18 protein-coding genes are annotated in these 20085 nt (G+C 64.6%); all 18 read left to right on the plus strand.

What is annotated here, in order from left to right:
• Positions 1-54: 54 nt before the first annotated feature.
• Positions 55-2013 carry a tRNA uridine-5-carboxymethylaminomethyl(34) synthesis enzyme MnmG gene (gene mnmG / locus K309_RS0111320; protein WP_029046517.1) on the plus strand — a complete coding sequence of 653 codons (1959 nt, stop codon included), beginning with the start codon at positions 55-57 and terminating at the stop codon, positions 2011-2013.
• A gap of 21 nt (positions 2014-2034) precedes the next feature.
• Positions 2035-2736 carry a 16S rRNA (guanine(527)-N(7))-methyltransferase RsmG gene (gene rsmG / locus K309_RS0111325; protein ID WP_232232361.1) on the plus strand — a complete coding sequence of 234 codons (702 nt, stop codon included), beginning with the start codon at positions 2035-2037 and terminating at the stop codon, positions 2734-2736.
• An 85-nt stretch (positions 2737-2821) separates the two neighbouring features.
• Positions 2822-3595, plus strand: a complete 774-nt coding sequence (locus K309_RS0111330) for a ParA family protein (protein ID WP_029046519.1) — start codon at positions 2822-2824, stop codon at positions 3593-3595.
• A gap of 20 nt (positions 3596-3615) precedes the next feature.
• The gene (locus K309_RS0111335; protein ID WP_029046520.1) at positions 3616-4530 is read left to right on the plus strand and encodes a ParB/RepB/Spo0J family partition protein; all 915 of its coding nucleotides are present in this window, start codon (positions 3616-3618) and stop codon (positions 4528-4530) included.
• Between the two features lie 305 nt (positions 4531-4835).
• Positions 4836-5354 carry an ATP synthase subunit I gene (locus K309_RS0111340; protein WP_035877242.1) on the plus strand — a complete coding sequence of 173 codons (519 nt, stop codon included), beginning with the start codon at positions 4836-4838 and terminating at the stop codon, positions 5352-5354.
• Positions 5355-5597: 243 nt separating this feature from the next.
• Positions 5598-6464, plus strand: a complete 867-nt coding sequence (gene atpB / locus K309_RS0111345) for a F0F1 ATP synthase subunit A (RefSeq protein ID WP_029046522.1) — start codon at positions 5598-5600, stop codon at positions 6462-6464.
• 88 nt (positions 6465-6552) lie between these two features.
• Complete coding sequence (gene atpE / locus K309_RS0111350) at positions 6553-6819, plus strand: F0F1 ATP synthase subunit C (protein WP_011299478.1); 267 nt, start codon at positions 6553-6555, stop codon at positions 6817-6819.
• A 99-nt stretch (positions 6820-6918) separates the two neighbouring features.
• Positions 6919-7389, plus strand: a complete 471-nt coding sequence (locus K309_RS0111355; RefSeq protein ID WP_029046523.1) for a F0F1 ATP synthase subunit B — start codon at positions 6919-6921, stop codon at positions 7387-7389.
• A gap of 2 nt (positions 7390-7391) precedes the next feature.
• Positions 7392-7937 carry a F0F1 ATP synthase subunit delta gene (locus tag K309_RS0111360; RefSeq protein WP_029046524.1) on the plus strand — a complete coding sequence of 182 codons (546 nt, stop codon included), beginning with the start codon at positions 7392-7394 and terminating at the stop codon, positions 7935-7937.
• Between the two features lie 38 nt (positions 7938-7975).
• Positions 7976-9517 carry a F0F1 ATP synthase subunit alpha gene (atpA, locus tag K309_RS0111365; RefSeq protein ID WP_029046525.1) on the plus strand — a complete coding sequence of 514 codons (1542 nt, stop codon included), beginning with the start codon at positions 7976-7978 and terminating at the stop codon, positions 9515-9517.
• Positions 9518-9593: 76 nt separating this feature from the next.
• Complete coding sequence (atpG, locus tag K309_RS0111370; RefSeq protein ID WP_029046526.1) at positions 9594-10469, plus strand: F0F1 ATP synthase subunit gamma; 876 nt, start codon at positions 9594-9596, stop codon at positions 10467-10469.
• A gap of 33 nt (positions 10470-10502) precedes the next feature.
• On the plus strand, positions 10503-11906 hold the full coding sequence (atpD, locus tag K309_RS0111375) for a F0F1 ATP synthase subunit beta (protein ID WP_029046527.1): 1404 nt from the start codon (positions 10503-10505) through the stop codon (positions 11904-11906).
• Positions 11907-12002: 96 nt separating this feature from the next.
• The gene (locus tag K309_RS0111380; RefSeq protein WP_029046528.1) at positions 12003-12419 is read left to right on the plus strand and encodes a F0F1 ATP synthase subunit epsilon; all 417 of its coding nucleotides are present in this window, start codon (positions 12003-12005) and stop codon (positions 12417-12419) included.
• 760 nt (positions 12420-13179) lie between these two features.
• Positions 13180-13620 carry a CoA-binding protein gene (locus K309_RS0111385; protein ID WP_029046529.1) on the plus strand — a complete coding sequence of 147 codons (441 nt, stop codon included), beginning with the start codon at positions 13180-13182 and terminating at the stop codon, positions 13618-13620.
• 54 nt (positions 13621-13674) lie between these two features.
• Positions 13675-14625, plus strand: a complete 951-nt coding sequence (locus K309_RS0111390) for an alpha/beta hydrolase (RefSeq protein WP_029046530.1) — start codon at positions 13675-13677, stop codon at positions 14623-14625.
• Between the two features lie 97 nt (positions 14626-14722).
• On the plus strand, positions 14723-15814 hold the full coding sequence (hemE, locus tag K309_RS0111395; RefSeq protein ID WP_064737438.1) for a uroporphyrinogen decarboxylase: 1092 nt from the start codon (positions 14723-14725) through the stop codon (positions 15812-15814).
• A gap of 522 nt (positions 15815-16336) precedes the next feature.
• The gene (locus K309_RS0111400) at positions 16337-18634 is read left to right on the plus strand and encodes a primosomal protein N' (RefSeq protein WP_051320420.1); all 2298 of its coding nucleotides are present in this window, start codon (positions 16337-16339) and stop codon (positions 18632-18634) included.
• A 193-nt stretch (positions 18635-18827) separates the two neighbouring features.
• A partial coding sequence (locus K309_RS0111405; RefSeq protein WP_029046533.1) for a proline dehydrogenase family protein occupies positions 18828-20085 on the plus strand: 1258 nt, incomplete at its 3' end.

Here is a 20085-nt window from a genome sequence, read left to right on the forward strand (position 1 = left end):
GCTATAATTTCGCATTCCCGTATTTTCCCGCCAGCCTCCCGGAGGAGGTGTCCCATGCTTTACCCAAAAGAATTCGATGTCATTGTCGTCGGTGGTGGTAACGCCGGCACTGAAGCAGCACTCGCCGCCGCCCGCATGGGCTGCCAGACGCTGCTGCTGACCCACAACATCGAGACGCTGGGCCAGATGAGCTGCAATCCATCCATCGGCGGTATCGGCAAGGGGCACCTGGTCAAGGAAGTGGATGCGATGGGCGGCGCCATGGCGGCCGCCACGGATGAGGCCGGCATCCAGTTCCGCATCCTCAACTCCAGCAAGGGGCCGGCGGTGCGCGCCACGCGCGCGCAAGCGGATCGGGTGCTGTACCGTAAGGCGATTCGTACCCGCCTGGAAAACCAGCCCAACCTGATGCTGTTCCAGCAGGCAGTGGATGACCTGATGGTCGAGGGCGATCGCGTCGTTGGCGCCATGACGCAGGTAGGCATTGCCTTCCGTGGGCGGGCGGTGGTGTTGACTGCGGGCACCTTTCTGGACGGCAAGATCCACGTCGGCCTCGACAACTACACCGGCGGCCGCGCTGGCGATCCGGCGGCGGTATCGCTGTCGGCTCGCCTGAAGGAACTGAAGCTGCCGCAGGGCCGCCTGAAGACCGGTACGCCGCCGCGCATCGACGGCCGTACCATCGACTTCTCGGTGATGGAAGAACAGCCAGGCGACCTGGATCCGGTGCCGGTATTCTCGTTCCTGGGCCATCCGGAGCAGCATCCGCAGCAGTTGCCTTGCTGGATCACCCATACCAACAGCCGTACCCACGACATTATCCGTGGCGGTCTCGACCGTTCGCCGATGTACACCGGTGTGATCGAAGGGGTAGGGCCGCGCTACTGCCCGAGCATCGAGGACAAGATCCATCGCTTTGCCAGCAAGGAAAGCCACCAGATTTTCCTGGAGCCGGAAGGGCTGACCACCAACGAGTTCTACCCGAACGGGATCTCGACCAGCCTGCCGTTCGACGTGCAGCTGGAGCTGGTGCATTCGATCCGCGGTCTGGAGAACGCGCATATCCTGCGCCCCGGTTACGCCATCGAATACGACTACTTCGATCCGCGCGGCCTGAAATCATCCCTCGAGAGCAAGGCGATCCGCGGCCTGTTTTTTGCTGGCCAAATCAATGGCACCACCGGCTATGAAGAAGCCGCCGCGCAAGGCCTGCTGGCCGGCATCAACGCTGGTTGCTATGTGCGGGAACGCGATGCCTGGACGCCTCGCCGCGACCAGGCCTACCTGGGCGTGCTGGTCGATGACCTGATCACGCGCGGCGTGACCGAGCCGTACCGCATGTTCACCAGCCGGGCGGAATTCCGCCTAAGCCTGCGCGAGGACAACGCCGACATGCGGCTGACGGAGGTTGGCCGTGAGCTGGGTGTCGTCGACGATGCGCGCTGGGATGCCTTCAACCGCAAGCGCGACACTGTTTCACGTGAAACAGAGCGCCTGAAGAGCACGTGGGTCAACCCGGCCATGTTGCCCCCGGAAGACGCCGTGCCGCTACTGGGCAAGCCGATCGAGCGTGAGTACAGCCTGGCCGACTTGCTGCGTCGGCCGGAAGTCCGCTATGAGTCGCTGATGGCGCTGCAGGGTGGCCGCCATGCGCCCGAAACACCGCTCGACGCCGATGCGATGTTGGCCGACCAGATCCGTGAGCAGATCGAGATCGGCATCAAATACCACGGCTATATCGCTCGCCAGGCAGCCGAAGTCGACAAGCTGGAGGCCAATGAATCGACGCGCCTGCCTGAGAACCTGGATTACACCGAGGTACGCGGGTTGGGCTTCGAAGTCAGCCAGAAGCTGAACCAGCACCGTCCGGAAACGCTGGGCCAGGCTTCCCGCATCTCGGGCGTGACACCGGCGGCCATCTCGCTGCTGCTGGTACACCTGAAGAAGAAGGGGCTCGGACGTGCGCGCGCCGAGTCGGCTGCCGCCGGCGGCACCTCGGAAGAGGCGGCCTGAGTGGCGGGCGCTCGACACACCGTGACTGACGACGCTACGCAGCGTCGTCGCCTCGAAGCCGGTCTCGCCGAGATCGGGCTGGTACTGGCACCGGCACAGATCAACAAGCTGTTCGACTACCTCGCACTGCTGCGCAAGTGGAACGGCGTCTATAACCTGACCGCGATCCGCCATCCCGATGAGATGCTTACGCATCACATGCTGGATTCGCTCGCGGCAGTGCCCGCTTTGGCCGCAGCCGCGCGTTCTGCAGAGGTAGGTACGCCCGCGCGGGGCAGGGTGTTGGATGTTGGCTCGGGCGGCGGCATGCCCGGGCTGCCGCTGGCAATCGCGTGTCCCGACGTATCGGTGCTGATGGTCGATATCGTGCAGAAGAAGACCGCCTTCCTGACCCAGTGCCGCGCCCAGCTTGGACTGGCCAATGCCGCGGCGCACTGGGGCCCGGTGGAAAAGCTGGAAGACACGGATGGCTTTGCCGTGATTACGTCGCGTGCCTTTGCCGAACTGACCGACTTCGTGAACCTGTCGGGGCAGCTGCTCGCGCCGCACGGCAAGCTGATCGCCATGAAGGGCGTTTATCCACAGGCCGAGCTGGACCGGCTGGAAGCGGCAGGACTGATGGCCCAGTGGCAAGTCGACGAAGTGCCGCGCCTTAGTGTGCCGGGACTGGACGCTGAGCGCCACCTGGTGGTGCTGTCGCGGCGCGCAGGCGCGCACGCATGATTTACGCCGTGGCGCTGCAAACAGCGCCGCGAACTGCCGGCCACGAGGCTGGCCGGATGATTTGAAGCAGGAGCCTCAGGAGCATATGGCCAAGGTATTCGTGATTGCAAACCAGAAGGGCGGGGTGGGCAAGACCACCACCACGGTGAACCTCGCCGCCGGCCTGGCCGCGCAGGACCAGCGCGTGCTGCTGGTCGACCTGGATCCGCAGGGCAATGCCTCGATGGGTTCGGGCATCGACAAGCAGGCGCTGGAACATAGCGTGTACCAGGTGCTGGTTGGCCTGGCCAGCATCCCGCAGGCGCGCCAGAAATCCGAGACCGGCAGGTACGACGTACTGCCGGCCAACCGCGAGCTGGCCGGTGCCGAAGTCGAACTGGTCGAGCTCGAGCATCGCGAGCGCAGGCTCAGGCAGGCCATCGATGAAGTCGAGGATGAGTACGACTTTGTGCTGATCGATTGCCCGCCGTCGCTGTCGCTGCTGACGCTGAACGGGCTGTGCGCGGCGCACGGGGTGATCGTGCCGATGCAGTGCGAATACTTCGCGCTCGAAGGACTGTCCGACCTCGTCAACACCATCAAGCAGGTGCACGCCAACCTGAACCGCGAGCTCAAGGTGATCGGCCTGCTGCGCGTGATGTTCGACCCGCGCGTCACGCTGCAGCAGCAGGTGTCGGCGCAGCTCGAATCGCACTTCGGTGACAAGGTGTTCAAGACCATGATTCCGCGCAACGTGCGCCTCGCCGAGGCACCGTCCTATGGCATGCCGGGCGTTGCATTCGATCCGTCATCCAAGGGCGCCAAGGCGTACCTGGACTTTGGCGCCGAGATGATCGCGCGCGTCAGGCAGCTGGGCTGAAGCTGAAGGAGGCATCGACCATGAGTACCGCAAAGACGCCGGCAAAGAAGAAAGGCCTGGGCCGTGGCCTGGAAGCGTTGCTGGGCGGTCCCGCCGAGATCGTCGAGACCGCGAAGCAGGAGGGCGCGCCCAGCGTGTTGCACGTGGACCAGTTGCAGCCGGGCAAGTACCAGCCGCGTACGCGCATGGACGAAGGCGCGCTGCAGGAGCTGGCGGCGAGCATCCGCGCGCAGGGCCTGATGCAGCCGATCCTGGTGCGGCGCGTGGCCGAGCCCGATCGCTACGAGATCATTGCGGGCGAACGCCGTTACCGCGCGTCGAAGATCGCTGGCCTCGATAAGGTGCCGGTGCTGGTCAAGGACGTGGCCGACGAAGCCGCGGCCGCGATGGCGCTGATCGAGAACATCCAGCGTGAAGACCTGAATCCGCTGGAAGAAGCGCAGGGCATCATGCGCCTGATCCGCGAGTTCAAATTTACGCACGAGCAGGCCGCCGAGTCGGTGGGCCGCTCGCGCAGTGCGGTGTCCAACCTGCTGCGCCTGCTGAACCTCGCGGCGCCGGTGCAGACCATGCTGATGGCGGGCGATCTCGACATGGGTCACGCGCGCGCGCTGCTCGCCGTCGACGGTGCCAACCAGATCACGCTGGCGAACCAGGTCGTCAACAAGCGGCTGTCGGTGCGCGAGACCGAAAAGCTGGTGGCGTCCACCCTCAAGCCGTTCGACCTGAAGTCGCTCAAGCAAAAGGGCGTCAACAATATCCGCGACGTGGCGCGGCTGGAAGAAGAGTTGTCCGATGCGCTGGGACTATCGGTGCAGATCAAGCTGGGAGCGCGCGGCAAGGGCCAGCTCACCATCCACTTCAGCAACAACGATGCGCTCGAGGGCGTGCTCGTGCGCCTGCGCGAGTCCCGCGAAGGGCAACAGGCAGCCTGAAATAGCGGGCGATAACCGGCCATTGCAAGGGTAACTGTTGCATCGATGCAGCAGTGGCCGGTCCGATTATCGGTATACGTGTGGCGTACCCGGTAATCAACCATCATGCGTGGGGTCCGCTGCGCAATCCAATTACGTCAGACATCATTGCCGCGCAATTTTTGGAAAGCCATCATGCACTCGTGATGGCAACCGTTGTGCGCAACGCACTGCAAGCTAACTGTAAGCAGATTGACGCGAATCAGTAGTTCCCCTTAAAATCGTGCGGTTTGAATTCTGGTCTGGCCGAAAAGTTCCGGCCTGGAATGAGGCAGCAGGTAGTGGTTCGAGAACGTCAGCAGCGCAGCGCTGGTTCCCGTCAGGAAGATGACTGGGACGACTGGAAAGAAGGCGCAGGCCGCGAAGAGGAAGCTGTCGATCCGCTATCGCACGCCGATGCGGTGAAGCTGTTTGGCGAACGCGCGCTGCGTCCTTCGCGCATGACCCCGGGCAAGGTTGTCCTGGCGCAGGTGATCGTTTCCCTGCTGTCGGCATTGTGCTGGGCGTTGTTCGGGGAAGAGGCGGGGCCGTACGGCTGGTCAGCGTTGTTCGGCGGCATGGTGTGCTTCGTGCCGAGCGGATTCTTCGCATTCCGGCTGTGGGTAGCGCGGGATCGTGCATCGGTCGGCGGGCTGGTCCTCGGCGAGGCGATCAAGGTGTTCGCCACCGTGGCCATGCTGGTGCTGGTGGTGGTGCTGTACCGGGATCTGCGTTGGGTACCGATGCTGGTCACGTTCCTGCTGGCGCTAAAGACTTACTGGGTGGTGGCCCTCGCGATGCGCTAGGCCGCTGCACAAAACAGGTGCTTCATCCGGAGGTGGGGCACCGAAACGGAATATCAAGATGTTTCCGTGGCGGTTTCACCGTGATTTCACAGCGGTGACACCGGACACGGTCAAGGTTGGAAACCCGCTTGCATCGCGGTGACCGGCGAATCCGCCGAAGGCAATGCAAGACGCGTACCGGGTGCCGCACAGGAGTAGCGGCGCGCGGCCCGAAGATTTCGCAATATACCGTTCGATTCGACAATGGCAGAAGCTACCCAAAGCGCGGAACACGTGCTGACACCCTCCGGCTATATCGCCGAACACTTGCAGAACTTGAACTCGGTCGGCGGCAAGCAGGCGTCGGTGGTCGATTTCTCCGTGATCAACTATGACACGGTGTTCTGGTCGGTCCTGTGCGGCGCCATCGCCGTGCTGTTCCTGTATGCCGCCGCGCGCCGCGTCACCTCGGGCGTGCCGGGCCGCTTCCAGGCCTTCGTTGAAATGATCGTCGAGATGGTCGACGACCAGGCCAAGGGCATCATCCACGGCGATCGCTCGTGGATCGCTCCGCTGGCACTGATGGTGTTCTGCTGGATCACCATGATGAACGCGATCGACTTGATCCCGGTGGACTGGGTCACCGGCCTGAATCATGTCCTGGGCATCTTCCACATCCATCTGCCGCACCACCGCGCGGTGGCCACGGCTGACCTGAACGGCACGCTGGGCATGTCCTCCGCCGTGCTGTTGCTGATGATCTACTACAGCTTCAAGATCAAGGGCGCGGGCGGCTTCATGCACGAACTGTTCTCGGCCCCGTTCGGCGCCAAGTGGTACCTGGCCCCGTTCAATCTGGTCCTGAACATCATCGAATTCCTGGCCAAGGCCGTTTCGCTCGGCATGCGGTTGTTCGGCAACATGTACGCCGGCGAACTCGTGTTCCTGCTGATCGCGCTGCTGGGCTCCATCTGGACGTTCAGTGCCGACCTGTCGGCGCTGGGCTTTGTCGGCCACGTCGTTGCCGGCGCAGTCTGGGCGATCTTCCACATCCTGATCGTGCTGCTGCAGGCGTTCATTTTCATGATGCTGACGCTGGTGTATATCGGCCAGGCTCACGATCACCACTGATCGCCATCGATCAGCGCAGGTTCAAGGTTCTAGGTTTTTAGTTTTTTGGTTTTTTGGTTCTAAGTCTCTCTAAATTAAAGGAGTCATCATGCAAGCATTTCTCGCCAACATCCAGGGTCTGACCGCCATCGGTATCGGCATCATCATCGGCCTGGGCGCTATCGGCGCCTGCCTGGGTATCGCACTGATGGGTGGCAAGTACATCGAAGCCTGCGCACGTCAGCCCGAGCTGATGAACCCGCTGCAGACCAAGATGTTCCTGCTGGCCGGCCTGATCGACGCTGCATTCCTGATCGGCGTGGGCGTGGCAATGCTGTTCGCCTTCGCCAACCCGCTGCTGGCTGTCATTCAGTAATTCTTTTCGGTCTGCATGATGCTGACGGGCGGCGCGGGCCACCAGCCTGGCCGCCTTTTGTGCATTTATCTGTAGTTTGATTACCGAAAGGAACACACCATGAATCTGAACGCAACGTTTTTTGCGCAGATGGTCGTGTTCTTCATCCTGTGGTGGGTTGTTGCCAAATTCATTTGGCCGCCGCTGGTGAAGGCGCTCGACGAACGCGCAACGAAGATCGCCGATGGCCTCGCCGCTGCCGAGAAGGGCAAGGCCGAGCTCGAACTCGCCAACAAGCGTGTGGACCAGGCCATGGCCGAAGCCCGCACCGAAGGCGCTCAACGCGTCGCTGACGCCGAGAAGCGCGCTCAGCTGACGGCCGACGAGATCAAGCAGAACGCCCAGGCAGAAGCCGCACGCATCATTGCCCAGGCCAAGGCCGACGCCGAACAGCAGGTTACCCGCGCGCGCGAAGAACTGCGCGACCAGGTCGCCGTGCTGGCCGTCAAGGGTGCCGAGCAGATCCTCAAGCGTGAAGTGAACGCGCAGGTCCACAGCGATCTGCTCAATCAACTCAAGGCTGAGCTCTAATCATGGCTGAAACCGCAACCATTGCCCGTCCCTACGCTGAGGCGCTGTTCCGCGTCGCCAGTGAATCGAGCGCAGGCAACCTGGGTGCATGGTCCGAGCTGGTGTCGGAAATGGGGCAAGTTGCCGCCAATGCCGACATGAAGGCGGTCGCCGACGATCCGAACGTTCCCGGCGACAAGCTGGCCGAACTGTTCCTGTCGGTGCTGAAGTCCCCGGTCAGCGACGAGGCACGCCGCTTCGTCAAGCTGCTGGTGGAGAACGGCCGCCTGACGGTGATGCCTGACATCGCCGAACAGTTCCATGCGCTCAAGAACGCCCGCGAAGGGTCGTCCGACGTTGAGATCACCAGCGCATTCCCGCTGGAAGATGGTCAGCTGAATGACCTGGTCGCCGCACTCGAACGCAAGTTCGGCCGCAAGCTGTACGCGCAGGTGGCGGTGGACCCGTCCCTGATCGGCGGCGTCAGCGTCAAGGTTGGCGACGAAGTGCTCGACACCTCCGTGCGTGCGCGCCTGGCAGCCATGCAAACCGCGCTGACCGCCGCCTGAGCGGCCGTCCGACGGATTGAAGAATTAGGAGCATTGTGATGCAACTGAACCCCTCAGAAATCAGCGAGCTGATCAAGACCCGCATCTCGGGTCTTGGCGCCGAAGCTGAAGTGCGCAACACCGGCACGGTGATTTCCGTGACCGATGGTATCTGCCGCGTGCATGGCCTGTCTGGCGTGATGCAGGGCGAGATGCTGGAATTCCCCGGCAACACCTTCGGCCTCGCGCTGAACCTCGAGCGCGACTCGGTCGGCGCCGTGGTGCTGGGCGACTACGAGCACATTTCCGAAGGCGACACGGTCAAGTGCACCGGCCGCATTCTGGAAGTGCCCGTTGGCAAGGAACTGCTGGGCCGCGTGGTCAACACGCTGGGCCAGCCGATCGACGGCAAGGGCCCGATCAACGCGAAGGAAACCGACGTGATCGAGAAGGTCGCGCCGGGCGTGATCGCGCGTCAGTCGGTGAGCCAGCCGGTGCAGACCGGCCTGAAGTCGATCGACTCGATGGTGCCGATCGGCCGTGGCCAGCGCGAGCTGATCATCGGCGACCGCCAGACCGGCAAGACCGCCGTGGCCGTCGACGCGATCATCAACCAGAAGGGCAAGGGCATGTACTGCGTGTACGTCGCCATTGGCCAGAAGGCTTCGACCATCGCCAACGTGGTGCGCAAGCTGGAAGAGCACGGCGCGATGGAATACACCGTCGTCGTGGCCGCCGCCGCTTCGGACTCGGCCGCCATGCAGTACCTGGCTGCCTACGCCGGCTGCACGATGGGCGAATACTTCCGCGACCGCGGTGAAGACGCGCTGATCGTTTATGACGACCTGACCAAGCAAGCCTGGGCCTACCGCCAGGTGTCGCTGCTGCTGCGCCGCCCGCCGGGCCGCGAAGCTTACCCGGGCGACGTGTTCTACCTGCACTCGCGCCTGCTGGAGCGTGCTGCCCGCGTGAACGAAGACTATGTCGAGAAGTTCACCAACGGCGCCGTCAAGGGCAAGACCGGTTCGCTGACCGCGCTGCCGATTATCGAAACGCAGGCCGGCGACGTGTCCGCGTTCGTGCCGACCAACGTGATCTCGATCACGGACGGCCAGATCTTCCTGGAAACCGACCTGTTCAACGCCGGTATCCGTCCCGCCATCAACGCCGGTATCTCGGTGTCGCGCGTGGGTGGTGCTGCACAGACCAAGGTGGTGAAGAACCTGTCCGGCGGTATCCGTACCGACCTGGCGCAGTACCGTGAACTGGCTGCGTTTGCGCAGTTTGCCTCGGACCTGGACGATGCGACCCGCAAGCAGCTCGAGCGCGGCCGCCGCGTGACCGAACTGCTGAAGCAGGCGCAATACCAGCCGCAGCAAGTGTGGCAGCTGGCCGCTTCGCTGTTCGCCGCCAACAACGGCTTCCTCGACAACGTGGAAGTGAAGGACATCCTGTCGTTCGAGAAGGGCCTGCACGACCACCTGAAGACCAAGTACGCTGACCTCGTCAACCGCATCGAAGAGACCAAGCAGCTCTCGAAGGAAGATGAACCCGCCCTGCGTGCCGCTGTCGAGGATTTCAAGAAGTCCGCCGCGTTCTAACCACCGCGTGATTCCACGATATCCCTGCTGTGCCTGAGCATTCAGGCGCGGCAGGGATTCGGACGGAGAGGAAGATATGGCCGGAACGAAAGAAATTCGAACCAAGATCAAGAGCGTGCAAAACACGCGCAAGATCACCAAGGCGATGGAAATGGTCGCCGCATCCAAGATGCGCAAGGCGCAGGAACGGATGCGCAATGCCCGCCCGTATGCCGAAAAAGTGCGCAACATCGCGGCGCACCTGGCTTCGGCCAACCCCGAGTTCAAGCACCCGTTCCTGCAGGAGCGTGAAGTCAAGCGCGTCGGCATGATCGTGGTCACGACCGACAAGGGGCTGTGCGGCGGCCTGAACACGAACGTGCTGCGTGCGGTGACCAACGAGCTGAAGAGCCTGCAGGGTCGCGGCGTGGGTGTGCAAGCCACTGCCATCGGCAGCAAGGGCATGCAATTCCTGAACCGCATCGGCGCCAAGGTGGCCTCGAACGTGGTGCAGCTCGGCGACACTCCGCACCTGGAAAAGCTGATCGGCGCGATCAAGGTCCAGCTCGACGCATTCACCAACGGTGAAGTCGACGCGGTGTACCTGGCGTACACCAAGTTCATCAACACGATGAAGCAGGAACCGATGGTTGAGCAGCTTCTGCCGCTCGCCGCCGACAAGCTGTCGCAGACGGAAGAAGAGAAGCGCGCCTACTCGTGGGACTACATCTACGAGCCTGACGCGCAGACCGTGGTGGAAGAGCTGTTGGTCCGCTACGTCGAGGCGCTGGTGTACCAGGCCGTGGCCGAGAACATGGCGTCCGAGCAGTCGGCGCGCATGGTGGCGATGAAGGCAGCATCCGACAACGCGAAGAACGTGATCGGCGAACTGCAGCTGGACTACAACAAGACCCGGCAGGCAGCGATCACCAAGGAACTGTCGGAGATCGTCAGCGGCGCGGCAGCGGTCTGAGGCGTCAAGAATTCAAGCTATCGGAGATACGAAATGAGTATCGGAAATATTGTGCAGTGCATCGGCGCCGTGGTGGACATCGAGTTCCCGCGCGACGCGATGCCGAAGGTGTACGACGCGCTGGTGCTGGAAGACAGCGGCGAAACGTCGTTCGCCGAAAAGGGCCTGACGTTCGAAGTCCAGCAGCAGCTGGGCGACGGCGTGGTGCGTACCATTGCCCTCGGTTCGTCGGACGGCCTGCGCCGCGGCATGCCGGTGAAGAACACCGAAGCGCCGATCTCGGTGCCGGTGGGTCAGGGCACGCTGGGCCGCATCATGGACGTGCTGGGTCGCCCCATTGACGAAGCTGGCCCGATCGCTTCCGACGAACGGCGCGCGATTCACCAGAAGGCCCCGAAGTTCGACGAACTGTCGCCTTCGACCGACCTGCTCGAAACCGGCATCAAGGTGATCGACCTGATCTGCCCGTTCGCCAAGGGCGGCAAGGTGGGCCTGTTCGGTGGTGCTGGCGTGGGCAAGACCGTCAACATGATGGAGCTCATCAACAACATCGCCAAGCAGCACAGCGGTCTGTCGGTGTTCGCCGGCGTGGGCGAGCGTACCCGTGAAGGGAACGACTTCTACCACGAAATGAAGGAATCCAACGTGCTCGACAAGGTGGCCATGGTGTTCGGCCAGATGAACGAGCCGCCGGGCAACCGTCTGCGCGTGGCACTTTCCGGCCTGACCATGGCCGAGAAGTTCCGCGACGAAGGCCGCGACATCCTGTTCTTCGTCGACAACATCTACCGCTACACGCTGGCTGGTACCGAAGTGTCGGCACTGCTGGGCCGTATGCCTTCCGCCGTGGGCTACCAGCCGACGCTGGCTGAAGAAATGGGCAAGCTGCAGGAACGCATCACCTCGACCAAGACCGGCTCGATCACCTCGATCCAGGCCGTGTACGTGCCCGCGGATGACTTGACCGACCCGTCGCCGGCAACCACCTTCCTGCACCTGGACTCGACCCTGGTGCTGTCGCGTGACATTGCCGCTCTCGGTATCTACCCCGCAGTGGACCCGCTCGACTCGACCTCGCGCCAGATGGACCCGCAGGTTGTGGGCCAGGAGCACTACAACGTCGCGCGCGCCGTTCAGCAGACCCTGCAGCGCTACAAGGAACTGCGCGACATCATCGCGATCCTGGGCATGGACGAACTGTCGCCGGAAGACAAGATGGCCGTGAACCGCGCGCGTAAGATCCAGCGATTCCTGTCGCAGCCGTTCCACGTGGCTGAAGTGTTCACGGGTTCGCCGGGCAAGTACGTGCCGCTGAAGGAAACCATCCGTGGTTTCAAGATGCTGGTGGATGGCGAGTGCGATCACCTGCCCGAGCAGGCGTTCTACATGGTCGGCTCGATCGACGAAGCCTTCGAGAAGGCCAAGAAGCTCCAGTAAGCCTTGTTTCGATGCCCCCGCGCCCGCGGGGGCGGCGGGGCATCGCGCGAAGCGGTGTACCTGCCAGAAGCGAAGCGATTGGAGAAAGGATCAGATATGGCAACCATTCTTGTAGACGTCGTCAGCGCGGAAGCGTCGATCTTCTCCGGCCAGGCGAAGTTCGTGGCGCTGCCGGGCGAGTCGGGTGAGCTGGGCATCCTGCCGGGCCACACGCCGCTGATCACGCGCATCCAGCCGGGTGCGGTGCGCATCGAGAAGGAAGACGGCAGCGAAGAGTTCGTGTTCGTTGCCGGCGGCATTCTCGAAGTGCAGCCCAAGCACGTCACGGTGCTGGCCGACACCGCTATCCGCGGTGGCGACCTGGACGAAGCCAAGGCCCAGGAAGCCAAGCGTGCGGCCGAAGAGCTGATGCAGAACCAGAACAGTGACCTCGACCTGGCACGTGCCCAGAGCGAGCTCGCCGTGGCGGCTGCGCAGCTGGCTGCCATTGCCCGCCTGCGTCGTAAGAAGTAACTGCTTCGGCAGTGCTGTCGCGTTGTTGTTTTTTCGATGCGACATTTAAAAAAGGCAGCCGCAAGGCTGCCTTTTTTGTGGGCACAGCGATATGCTTTCGTCCTGCCTGGACAAAAAAAAGCGCGCGGGCCGGGGAGGCTCCGCGCGGACGGGAAAATCCCTTCGAGGGGTCAATTCGAAGGAACGGGTTCGGTCCAGGTGACAATCAAGGCGCATCGGATACCTGATATCCGCTACAGGCTGCAAAGGCCACGCGCTAAAACGGTCTGCCTGGTGTTCCGGTCCAGCAGCATTTTTCGCTGGATCGGAAAAACGGGTTACTGCAAGAAACGCTACAAAAAGGCTTTCTTCACCACGCCCCTTTAGGTCTGCACAGCATTCTTTGCTGGGGCGCCGCACCCCGAACAGCGGGTGTGTCAATGCATTGTGGGGGAAACTCCCCGGCATGGCAGTAACAAAATGTATCGTTTTGCAAGAAGTTGAAAGCCTCAGGCTCCGATAGCCATCGCGCGCGGCACTTCTGTGAACGTTGAGCTCACGTTCGCCGCAGTAACGTGCCTATAACGTATCATTTCCGGGTGGTTTTCCGTGTTCGCTCGCGCACCATGTCCGTGTGGCGAATCGCAGTTACGATTCGATACGTCTGCCGCGCTGGCCGGCCTCCGGCCGACGGAAGCGGCAAGGTTATCCCCGGTTATCCTGCAGTTGTTCAGCCCTTATCCCAAGACTTGTCCCGCAGTTATTCACAGCCGGAGCCGCAATGCACCCAGAGATGCAGCCAGCGATACATGCCATGCTGGCGATGAAGACCGTGGCCGTGGTCGGCCTGTCAGACCGGCCGGAGCGCGCCAGCCATGAGGTGGCGGAATTCCTGCAGGGCCACGGCTTTCGTATCGTGCCGGTGAATCCACGCCACGCTGGCGAGCGTATCCTTGGCGAGACCTGTTATGCCAGCCTGCAGCAAGCCGCCGAGACGATGGCGGCCAACGGAGCCACCATTGAATGGGTGGACATCTTCCGCCGCGCCGAGGACACGCCCGGGGTGGTTGATGACGCCATCGCCATCGGTGCGCGCGGGGTCTGGCTGCAGCTCGGCATAGTCAATGACGAAGCCATGCGCCGCGCCGCTGCCGCGGGATTGCTGGCGGTTCAGGACTGCTGCAGCAAGATCGAGCTGACGCGCGCATTGGCGCCGCGCTGAGCCGCGCCAGCACCGGTCCGTTTTCGTTTTTACAAGCCAACGCGCTCGCCAACCATGGCCATCGATCCCGAACTGACCGCCTACTATCGCCGCCTGGCCGAGCGCTATGCCGGCATGCCCGTGCCTGCCGACGCCGCCGCGCGCCGCACCCGCTTCGCCGAGATCGCCGCGGCTTCGCTGCTGCCGGATCCCGAGGGCATCACCGTGCAGGACCTCCAGATCCCGCTGGCGGGCAGCACCCTTGGCTCGCGACTGTTCCGGCCGCAGGGCGAAGCCCGGCCGCGGCTGATCGTGTACTTCCATGGGGGCGGCTGGGTCATCGGCTCGCCGCAGACCCACCATGCCGTGGCGGCATTGCTCGCCGCGGATACTGGTTGCGTGGTGGTCAGCGTCGACTACCGGCTGGCGCCCGAGCACCCATTCCCCGCGCCTTGTGACGACGCCGTGGAAGCGGTGGCGTGGCTGGCGGGCCAGCGGCGGGCGCTGGGCCTGGCACCGGACTTCCTGGCGCTGGCCGGCGATAGCGCGGGTGGCCACCTGGCCGCGCAGGCCGCGCAGCAGCTCAACGGCGGCGACGCGGCGCGGGTCGACGCCCAACTGCTGATCTACCCAGTCACGGCGCCGGTGCTAGCCACGGAAAGCTACCGTGCCTTTGCCGACGGTCCCGGGCTGACGCGCGACGAAATGGCCTGGTTCTGGCGCCAGTTCATTGGCGCCGAGGCCCTCGCACAAGGCGCGGCGCACGCCGACCCGCGCGTACACCTGATGGCCGCGGCGCCCGTTCGGCCGCCGGCGACGGTAATCGTGGTCGCGGCCCACGACGTGCTGCGCGACGATGGGCTGGCCTATGCCGACTTCCTGGTGCGCCACGACGCACCGGTGATTACCATCGAGGCCAGCGGCATGTCCCACGGCTTCGCGCGGCTGCAGCCTGAAGCCCAGCGTGCGCGCGAATGGATGCGGCGTGCCGCCGGTGCCTTCCGCGACCTGCTCGACGACGCCTGAGCGTGGCCACGGCGCATCGGACGCGCATCGGGAGCGCATCCTGAAGCGCCGGCGCGCGCCGCCCATCCCTTAGAATGGCGGTCTTACGAGGATGACCATGACCGCACTGCAGAACGATACCTTCCTGCGCGCGCTGCGCCGCCAGCCCACCGAATACACGCCGCTGTGGCTGATGCGCCAGGCAGGCCGCTACCTGCCCGAGTATAACGCGACGCGCGCGCGCGCCGGCAGCTTCCTCGGGCTGGCCAAGAACCCGGCCTACGCCACCGAGGTGACCCTGCAGCCACTGGATCGCTATTCGCTGGATGCGGCCATCCTGTTCTCCGACATCCTGACCGTGCCCGACGCGATGGGCCTGGGCCTGTCGTTCGCGCAGGGTGAGGGCCCGCGCTTCGCGCGTCCGCTGCGTACCGAAGCCGACGTGCAGAAGCTGGCCGTGCCCGACATGTCCTCGCTGCAGTACGTGTTCGACGCCGTCAGCGAGATCCGCCGGGCGCTGGTGCAGGACGGTCGCCAGCGCGTGCCGCTGATCGGTTTCTCGGGCAGCCCGTGGACGCTGGCGTGCTACATGGTCGAGGGCGGCGGCTCGGACGACTTCCGTACGGTCAAGGCGATGATGTACGGCCGCCCAGACCTGATGCACCGCATCCTGGAAATCAACGCCGAAGCAGTGTCGGCCTACCTGAACGCCCAGATCGAGGCGGGCGCGCAGGCGGTGATGATCTTCGACACCTGGGGCGGCGCGCTTGCCGACGGCATGTACCAGACGTTCTCGCTGGCCTATATGCGCCGCGTGCTCGCCGGACTGAAGCGCGAGCACGCCGGTGAGCAGGTGCCGGCGATCGTCTTTACCAAGGGCGGTGGCCTGTGGCTCGAGGCGCTGGCCGATACCGGCGCCGACGCAATCGGGCTGGACTGGACCGTCAACCTGGCCGAGGCGCGCCGCCGCACCGGCGGGCGCGTGGCCCTGCAGGGCAATATCGACCCCACCGTGCTGTTCGCGCCCGAGGCGGCGATCCGCGAGCAGGTGCGCGGCGTGCTGGACAGCTTCGCGGCGGGCGGTGGCAGCGACGGGCACGTGTTCAACCTTGGCCACGGCATCTCGCAGTTCACCCCGCCCGAGCATGTCACGGTGCTGGTCGATGAAGTGCACGCCTACAGCCGCAAGCTGCGCGCCGCGCAGAAGTGACCCGGGGGTTATGCGCCGCAGCGCTCGGGCGGGCGGCGCCCCGCGCTGCAGCGCAACGCGCCGGCACGCACCCGGTGATGCGGGGGCCGCGCCGGTTACGCCTGTCAAGTTAACTTTTTTGCCACCATTCGCCAAAAAGGTGCCCGGAGTTGAGCCTCGGGGCTTGACTTATGCACACCGATAGGTTTGCCGCAGTGCAAGAGCGGGTTAGTCCTTAACCTATCTGGGGGATGTTTGCAAGGTCTTGATTTTTAAGGCTTTGGAAGATTTGCAAAGCGTGGGCTGATGCCAGTGGATCCCTTGATTTGCCGGGCTTCCGAGCCCTCCAGCGCGACTTTTCAACAAAGTTATCCACAGGGGCGGTGGAATTAGTGGAAAACCAGTCATCTATCATCAACTTAGGGCCATATTTGAAGTTTTACTTTAAGTTGATGTTGCGCCGCACACAAAAACACTCGCGCCCGCCGTACAGCCGCCCCATGCACAGCGATTGCGCAATTGGCATGCACCAAGTCAGATCCGATGGCGGACGATAGCAGCGCCGCCACCAAACTGAGTGACGACCAGGCCATCGCGCCGCCGATCGTCCGTGTGGCCCTGGACACACCCGCCGACGACTGCTTCGACTATCTGGCGATGCCCGAGGTGGCGCCCGGCGACCTGGTGGTGGTGCCGTTTGGCCGCCGCAGCCTTGTTGGCGTGGCCGTGGAGCGCGCCGCCACTTCCGATGTGCCCAACGGCCGGCTGCGCCCGGTGGTCCAGCGCCTGGACTGGATGCCGCCGCTCTCGCCCGACTGGATCGCGCTGGCGGCGTTTGCCGCAGGCTACTACCACCGCCGCCTCGGCGAAGTCATGCTGCCGGCGCTGCCCCCGGCGTTGCGTGAAGCCGACAGCTGGCCGGGCCTGGCACAGCGTGCCCGCACCGACGAATACCGCCTGTTGGCCGCACATGTGGATAACTTGCTGGCCGCCGTGCCAGCGCGCGCGCGGAGCGTGCGAGCGCTGGCGCAGGCGCTCGCCGAATGCGCGGCCGTCGGCAAACCACTGGCGCTGGCCGATGCGCGCGCGCTGTGCGCAGCGGCACCGGCTCGACTGGCCGAATGGCAGGCTGCCGGCTGGGTCGAGGCCGATCGCACCGCCCGGCCGCTGCTGCGGACGGCGCCGATGCAAGCGCCGTCCGCGGCCCCCGCTTTGCACGAGGAGCAGCGCGCCGCGGTGCAGGCGATCGCCGAAGCGCAGGGTTTCGCGCCGTTCCTGCTGCACGGGGTCACCGGCAGCGGCAAGACCGAGGTCTACCTGCACGCCATGCAGGCCGTGCTGGAGCGCGACCCGCATTCCCAGGTGCTGATGCTGGTCCCCGAAATCAACCTGACGCCACAGTTGCAGACGCGCATCGCCGCGCGCTTCCCGCACCTGCCGCTGGCTGTGCTGCACAGCGGGCTGGCGGACCAGGAGCGCAGCCTTCAGTGGCTGGCCGCGCACCGCGGCGAAGCCCGCATCGTGCTCGGCACGCGCATGGCGGTGATGGCGTCGCTGCCTGCGCTGGCACTGATCGTGGTCGATGAGGAGCACGATACCTCCTACAAACAGCAGGAAGGACTGCGCTATTCGGCGCGCGACCTGGCGGTGTGGCGCGCCAAGCAGCGTGGCATCGCGGTCGTGCTGGGTTCGGCCACGCCGTCGATGGAAACCTGGTGGCGGGCAGGGCAGGGCACGTACCGCAAGCTGGTGCTGCGCGAGCGGGCCCAGGCCGATGCCGCGCTGCCCACCGTGCGGCTGGTCGACCTGAACCATGAGCGGCAACGCCAGCGCCCATTGTTCGAAGGGCTGTCGGTGCCGCTGCTGGAAGCCATCGACACCCGGCTGGCGCGCGGCGAGCAGAGCCTGCTGTTCCTGAACCGCCGCGGCTACGCGCCGGTGATTGCCTGCGACAGCTGCGGCTGGCTGTCCGGCTGCCCCCGCTGCTCGGCGTACCTGGTGCTGCACCGGCCCGAGCGGCGCCTGCGCTGCCACCACTGCGGTCTGGAAGCCCCGGTGCCGCACCACTGCCCGGACTGCGGCAATGTCGATATCGCGCCGCTCGGCCGCGGCACCCAACGTATCGAGGAAGCGCTGGCGGCACGCTTCCCGCAGGCCCGTATCGCCCGCATCGACGCCGACTCCACCCGGCGCAAGGGCAGCGCGCAGGCGATGTTCGACGAAGTTCATGCCGGCGAAGTCGACATCCTGGTGGGCACCCAGATGGTCGCGAAGGGCCATGACTTCCAGCGCGTGACGCTGGTCGGGATCGTGCACCCGGACGCGGCCATGTTCAGCCACGATTTCCGCGCCGCCGAGCACCTGTTCGCCTCGCTGATGCAGGTGGCGGGGCGCGCCGGCCGCGCCGGGCTGCCGGGCGAGGTGCTGATCCAGACCCGCTACCCGGATACCCCGGCATTGCAGGCCCTGACGCGCCATGACTATGATGGATTCGCGGCCAGCCAGTTGCGCGAGCGGCGCCAGGCCGGGTTGCCCCCGTTCTGCTTCCAGGTGCTGGTGACGGCAGAGCACGGCGAGCTGGAGCGGGCCCTGCAGTTCCTGCAGGCAGCGCGGCGGCATGCCGATTCCTGCCAGCTGGCAGCCGAGGTGCAACTGCATGACCCGGTGCCGATGTCGATGGTGCGCATCGCCAACCGCGAGCGCGCCCAGATGCTGGTCGAGGCGACTTCAAGGCCGGCGCTGCAACGGTTTATGGCTGAGTGGGTACAGACTTTCGCAGAGGTAGGGACGGAGGTGAAAGGGGTGCGCTGGCAGCTGGAAATCGATCCGCTCCGGATCTGAGCCGGCAGCGGCTGGCTGCGCGGGTGCAACCCATTTGTCAGGGTTAACGATAGGGTTGCACTAAGTTGCACCTTTTGCTTTTTCGGGAGTAAGATCGCGCCAGCTCACAGGCTCCAGCCGGTCGTGCGTCCGTTGCCTTGTAGCATCGGCGGCGTATTACCGGCTGCGCCCCAGTTTTCGGAGAACTGCCCGCATGGCCACCACCACTCTCGGCGTCAAGCTCGACGACGCCTCGCGCGATCGCCTCAAGCGTGTCGCCCAATCCATCGACCGCACGCCGCACTGGCTGATCAAGCAGGCCATCTTCACCTACCTGGAACAGGTCGAGCGCGGGTACCTGCCGCATGAGACCAGCGCAGCCGGTTCGGCCGACCCCGATGGTGCCGACGCTTCCGACCTGGTCACGGCCGATGGCGCGCCGCAGCCGTTCCTGGAATTCGCGCAGAGCATCCAGCCGCAGTCGGTGCTGCGTGCCGCCATCACCTCCGCCTACCGCCGCCCTGAAACTGATTGCGTGCCGGTGCTGCTGGAACAGGCGCGCCTGCCGCAGCAGCAGGCCGAGGCCGCCATCAAGATGGCCAAGACGCTGGCCACGCGGCTGCGTGAGCAGAAGGTGGGCACCGGCCGCGAAGGCCTGGTGCAGGGCCTGATCCAGGAATTCTCGCTGTCGTCGCAGGAAGGCGTGGCGCTGATGTGCCTGGCCGAGGCGCTGCTGCGCATCCCCGACAAGGCCACGCGCGACGCGCTGATCCGCGACAAGATCAGCGGTGCCAACTGGCAGTCGCACCTGGGCCAGAGCCCGTCGCTGTTCGTCAACGCCGCCACCTGGGGCCTGCTGCTGACCGGCAAGCTGGTCGCCACCCATACCGAGTCGGGCCTGACCAAGGCGCTCACGCGCATCATCGGCAAGGGCGGCGAGCCGCTGATCCGCAAGGGCGTGGACATGGCGATGCGCCTGATGGGCGAGCAGTTCGTCACCGGCGAGACCATTTCCGAGGCGCTCGCCAACGCGCGCAAGTACGAGGCGCAGGGCTTCCGCTACTCCTACGACATGCTCGGCGAAGCGGCCATGACCGAGGACGATGCCGCGCGCTACCTGGCGTCGTACGAGCAGGCCATCCACGCGATCGGCCAGGCCTCGCGCGGCCGCGGCATCTATGAAGGCCCGGGCATCTCGATCAAGCTGTCGGCGCTGCATCCGCGCTACAGCCGCGCCCAGCACGAGCGCGTGATCGGCGAGCTGTACGAGCGCCTGAAGTCGCTGACGCTGCTGGCGCGCCAGTACGACATCGGCATAAATATCGACGCCGAGGAAGCCGACCGGCTGGAAATCTCGCTCGACCTGCTGGAGCGCCTTTGCTTCGAGCCCGAGCTGGCCGGCTGGAACGGCATCGGCTTCGTGGTGCAGGGCTACCAGAAGCGCTGCCCCTTCGTGATCGACTACCTGATCG

This window comes from Cupriavidus phytohabitans, assembly GCF_000426345.1.
Classification (GTDB): Bacteria; Pseudomonadota; Gammaproteobacteria; order Burkholderiales; family Burkholderiaceae; genus Cupriavidus.

Coding starts and splice junctions, on each gene's coding strand:
- mnmG (WP_029046517.1), top strand. CDS start 55: ATGCTTTACCCAAAAGAATTCGATGTCATTGTCGTCGGTGGTGGTAAC.
- K309_RS0111330 (WP_029046519.1), top strand. CDS start 2,822: ATGGCCAAGGTATTCGTGATTGCAAACCAGAAGGGCGGGGTGGGCAAG.
- K309_RS0111335 (WP_029046520.1), top strand. CDS start 3,616: ATGAGTACCGCAAAGACGCCGGCAAAGAAGAAAGGCCTGGGCCGTGGC.
- K309_RS0111340 (WP_035877242.1), top strand. CDS start 4,836: ATGAGGCAGCAGGTAGTGGTTCGAGAACGTCAGCAGCGCAGCGCTGGT.
- atpB (WP_029046522.1), top strand. CDS start 5,598: ATGGCAGAAGCTACCCAAAGCGCGGAACACGTGCTGACACCCTCCGGC.
- atpE (WP_011299478.1), top strand. CDS start 6,553: ATGCAAGCATTTCTCGCCAACATCCAGGGTCTGACCGCCATCGGTATC.
- K309_RS0111355 (WP_029046523.1), top strand. CDS start 6,919: ATGAATCTGAACGCAACGTTTTTTGCGCAGATGGTCGTGTTCTTCATC.
- K309_RS0111360 (WP_029046524.1), top strand. CDS start 7,392: ATGGCTGAAACCGCAACCATTGCCCGTCCCTACGCTGAGGCGCTGTTC.
- atpA (WP_029046525.1), top strand. CDS start 7,976: ATGCAACTGAACCCCTCAGAAATCAGCGAGCTGATCAAGACCCGCATC.
- atpG (WP_029046526.1), top strand. CDS start 9,594: ATGGCCGGAACGAAAGAAATTCGAACCAAGATCAAGAGCGTGCAAAAC.
- atpD (WP_029046527.1), top strand. CDS start 10,503: ATGAGTATCGGAAATATTGTGCAGTGCATCGGCGCCGTGGTGGACATC.
- K309_RS0111380 (WP_029046528.1), top strand. CDS start 12,003: ATGGCAACCATTCTTGTAGACGTCGTCAGCGCGGAAGCGTCGATCTTC.
- K309_RS0111385 (WP_029046529.1), top strand. CDS start 13,180: ATGCACCCAGAGATGCAGCCAGCGATACATGCCATGCTGGCGATGAAG.
- K309_RS0111390 (WP_029046530.1), top strand. CDS start 13,675: ATGGCCATCGATCCCGAACTGACCGCCTACTATCGCCGCCTGGCCGAG.
- hemE (WP_064737438.1), top strand. CDS start 14,723: ATGACCGCACTGCAGAACGATACCTTCCTGCGCGCGCTGCGCCGCCAG.
- K309_RS0111400 (WP_051320420.1), top strand. CDS start 16,337: ATGGCGGACGATAGCAGCGCCGCCACCAAACTGAGTGACGACCAGGCC.